The sequence below is a fragment of the Clostridium algidicarnis DSM 15099 genome (assembly GCF_002934235.1).
Classification (GTDB): Bacteria; Bacillota; Clostridia; order Clostridiales; family Clostridiaceae; genus Clostridium_L; species Clostridium_L algidicarnis.
In genome coordinates this window covers 1-4,265 of record NZ_PTIS01000033.1, presented here as the reverse complement: position 1 = coordinate 4,265, position 4,265 = coordinate 1, and the positions used below count along the sequence as shown (strand labels likewise).

The following is a 4,265-nucleotide window of genomic DNA, read 5'->3' as shown; positions in this document are numbered from 1 at the left end:
CATAGTAGATTTTGATACGCCATATTCACCTTCTAATTCAGTGAGGGATTTATTTCCCATATTGTACAAGTCTACAATCTGTTTTTTAAATTCTTTTGTGTATCTTTTTTGTGGCATTTTTGAACATCTCCTTCTTATTAATTATATTTTACTTTGTTCAACTTTTCGTGTCCACAATTATATACTAGCACCAACATAGGTTAATTGCTGTTCCTAACTATGTGACGAACTTCTTTTTTGTTCCAGGAACATAATATTCTGTTCCAATGTGATGTTTTTGTTCCAAACTCACGCCAACGAATTAGCCGTATTATGAAAGAGCAAGGAATTGTTTCAAAATATACTATTGCACAATATAAATCTCAAAAAGCAAAATGCAATGAATCTGAGATTGGTAATGTATTAAATCGAGAATTTGAACAAGATGAAGCATTGAAGGTCGTTGTTAGTGATTTAACTTATGTTCGTGTTGATTTAAAATGGCATTATACCTGCATTTTAGTTGATTTATATAATCGTGAAATTATTGATTACAGTTCTGGACCGAACAAAACTGCAGCTCTAGTTCAGCGTGCCTTTGCTTCGGTACCATACAATCTAAGCGAGCTCCAATTATTCCATACAGATAGGGGAAATGAATTTAAAAACCAATTAATTGAGGCTGTACTCCAAACGTTTGGGATCGAAAGATCCTTGAGTGAAAAAGGATCCCCCTATGATAATGCAGTAGCAGAAGCTATGTTTAAAATAATCAAAACAGAATTTATTAATGGTACCAATTTCCCTGACCAACAAGCACTTGATCTTGCACTTTTTGATTATGTCCATTGGTTTAATAATATTAGAATACATGAATCATTAGATTATTTAACACCTACTGAATATAAGTTGATGCACTCTAAATAATTTGTACAGTTTAGTGTTGACATTCCAAGGTATTTTTAGTATGCTTGTAAATAATACTTAGAATGAAGTGTTACTTTATGAAAGAGGAGATATTTTATCTCATTAAAAAAAGGGATATCATGAACACTTTGTTCTATTGTACCATTTTATACAATTAGTTCATTATAATATATATGATTTAACTGTTGTCTTAAGTATTTCTAAAATTTTTTAGGGGTGATATGTATGAATAACGGATATTTCAATAATGATTTTGATTCAATTTTCAGAAGAATATTCCAAGATATGCAAGAATCTGTCAATAGTGGTACTAAAAGATATTATATCAATGGCAAAGAAGTTTCTCCGGAACAATTAGCACAATTACGACAGCAGCAAGGTGGGAATTCTGCTGAGCAAAACGCGCATGCATTTCAACAATCTAATTCTCAAAGACAAAATGATGAAGGTAATTATTTAGATCAAATTGGCCGTAATTTAACACAAGAAGCACGCGATGGTTTATTAGACCCAGTAATTGGTCGTGATAAAGAAATCCAAGAAACTGCTGAAGTCTTAAGTAGACGTACTAAAAACAATCCTATTTTAGTTGGTGAAGCTGGTGTAGGTAAAACAGCTATTGTTGAAGGTTTAGCACAAGCTATAGTTAAAGGCAATGTACCATCATCTATTAAAGATAAAGAAATCATCTCAATAGATATTTCTTCCTTAGAAGCTGGTACACAATATCGTGGTGCTTTTGAAGAAAATATTCAAAAATTAGTTGCAGCGGTTAAAGAAGCGAAAAATATTGTGTTATTCTTTGACGAAATCCATCAAATTATTGGTTCAGGTTCAACTGGCAGTGATTCTGGTAGCAAAGGGCTATCAGATATTATTAAACCTGCATTAAGTCGTGGTGACATTTCAGTTATTGGTGCAACTACACAAGATGAATATCGGAATAATATTTTAAAAGATGCTGCATTAGCACGTCGTTTTAATGAAGTACTTGTTAATGAACCAAGTGCTGATGACACTTTTAATATTTTAAAGGGTATACGTGAAAAATTTGAAGAACATCACCATGTTGAACTACCAGATGATGTATTAAAAGCTTGTGTAGATTTATCCATTCAATATATTCCTCAACGTTTATTGCCAGATAAAGCTATTGACGTACTAGATATTACTGCAGCTCACTTGTCAGCACAAAGTCCCGCAATAGATAAAGTGGAAATTGAAAAGCGCATTGCACAATTACAAGATGATAAAAGTAAAGCCGTGAGTAATGAAGAATATAAAGAAGCTGACAAAATCCAAAAAGAAATTAAAGAACTAGAAGATAAACTAAAAAATAGCAATGTTGCACATAATACTAAAGCTACTGTAAAAGACGTTTTAGATTCAATTGAACGTTTAACTGGTATCCCTGTATCTCAAATGGATGCAAGTGATATCGAAAGATTGAAAAATATTAATAAGCGTTTAAAAGATAAAATTATTGGTCAAGATAGAGCTGTTGATCTTGTCTCTCGTGCAATTCGTCGTAACCGTGCTGGATTTGATGAGGGCAACCGCCCAATTGGTAGCTTCCTTTTCGTAGGTCCTACAGGTGTAGGTAAAACAGAACTTGCAAAGCAGTTAGCAATTGATTTATTCGGTAATAAAGATGCATTAATTCGCTTAGATATGAGTGAATATAGTGATCAAACTGCTGTATCTAAAATGATTGGAACAACTGCTGGTTATGTAGGTTATGATGATAATTCAAACACATTAACAGAGAAAGTTAGACGTAACCCGTACTCAGTTATCTTATTTGATGAAATTGAAAAAGCGCATCCACAAATCTTAACTTTATTACTACAAGTTATGGATGATGGTAACTTAACAGATGGTCAAGGTAATGTCATTAACTTTAAAAACACAATTATTATTTGTACTTCTAATGCTGGCTTTGGTGATGGAAATGAAGAGTTTGATGATATTATGGATGAAATGAAAAAATACTTCCGCCCTGAATTCCTTAACCGTTTCAATGGTATCGTTAAATTCAATCATTTAGGTAAAGATGCATTAAAAGACATTGTGAACTTATTACTAGAAGATGTTCAAAAAACATTAGATAAAAAAGGAATCACAATTGACGTTACACAAGATGTCAAAGATTGGTTAATTGATAAAGGCTACGACGAACAAATGGGTGCGCGTCCGTTACGTCGTGTTGTTGAACAAGAAGTACGCGACAAAATCACAGATTACTACTTAGATCATACAGACGTAAAAAATGTAGATATCGTACTTGAAAATGATGAAGTAATAGTTAAAGGTAAATAAACTCTTACACTAAATAAAGAAATTTATATTAAAAAAGAGTTTGGAATATAAATCAAAAACAGCAATAAGATAATTTCGTATTGAATTTTATCTTATTGCTGTTTTTATAATACCTCACTTTCCAAAGGTAATGGCTCAGCCTTAATCATCGACCGGTACTACTAACTTTCAGAAGTCTTGTCATAAAAAATCGCCTACTTGCTTTAATTTAACAATAACCTCCCTCATAGGAGTTGTCCAATCAAGTGTAGACAATTCAATGCTGCGATAGCCTATCCCTAACTTCCTTAATTCAATAATTTTCTCTTTTTGCTCATTAGTCATTTGCATTACCTCCAATCCTTTGATTGGTATCTAGTAATGCGATAGGAATATTGAAAAGTCAAGTTATAATACAATTAGCTAGGAAAAATATTAATTTACCCCACACCTGATATCCAACTCTCTATAGTCGCTTAAAATAGTTTTAGGAACAGCTTTTCATTTATAAAAAAGAGTTAGTTTCCTTTGTTTTTGTTATCATACTTTATATGCCTACGTTAAAGATCACGTTCAGCTTCAAGCAATGCTTTGATTTGATTCATAAACTGTTTCTTCAAGTAACCACTTACGTCTTTAATACCATTGATTTCCACCTATATTTTATTCTATATTAATTCAGATGTTTATACCAATGAACTTACGCTACTGTTTCTCAATTAAAAAGCATTAGCACACCGGCATGTTGTTGTGCCAGTGTGCTAATGTACTGTCTTTCACTACTCGATCATGATGCGTTTAGAGGTGTCGACCTGTTCCTTTTTAGGTACCTTAATTGTCAACACACCTTCTTCTAGTTTTGCCTGAACACTTTCTTCATTTGCATCTGCAAGGAATATGCTTCGTGACATCTGAGCATATTTTCTTTCACGATGAATATATTTTTTGTTTTTATCTTCAGAAACTTTGGATTGTCAATACTTTTTAAAACAAGTTTTATTCGGACATCTTTGATTTATATTCTACAGGTGTCATGTAGTTTAATGATCCATGTATTCTAT

The 4,265-nt window shown here is 32.4% G+C and carries 2 protein-coding genes and 2 pseudogenes; 2 read left to right on the top strand and 2 right to left on the bottom strand.

The window, feature by feature from the left end; translation table 11 throughout:
• Nucleotides 1–288: 288 nt before the first annotated feature.
• Nucleotides 289–906 (top strand): annotated as a pseudogene (locus tag BD821_RS13225) (IS3 family transposase); the annotation flags it as partial.
• 225 nt (nt 907–1,131) lie between these two features.
• Nucleotides 1,132–3,225 carry an AAA family ATPase gene (locus BD821_RS13220; RefSeq protein WP_104410879.1) on the top strand — a complete coding sequence of 698 codons (2,094 nt, stop codon included), beginning with the start codon at nt 1,132–1,134 and terminating at the stop codon, nt 3,223–3,225.
• A 180-nt stretch (nt 3,226–3,405) separates the two neighbouring features.
• On the opposite strand, the gene BD821_RS13575 is transcribed toward BD821_RS13220, so the two are convergent.
• Complete coding sequence (locus tag BD821_RS13575) at nt 3,406–3,549, bottom strand: hypothetical protein (RefSeq protein WP_156422325.1); 144 nt, start codon at nt 3,547–3,549, stop codon at nt 3,406–3,408.
• Nucleotides 3,550–3,983: 434 nt separating this feature from the next.
• Nucleotides 3,984–4,154: pseudogene (locus tag BD821_RS13890) on the bottom strand (Hsp20 family protein); the annotation flags it as partial.
• Nucleotides 4,155–4,265: the final 111 nt, after the last annotated feature.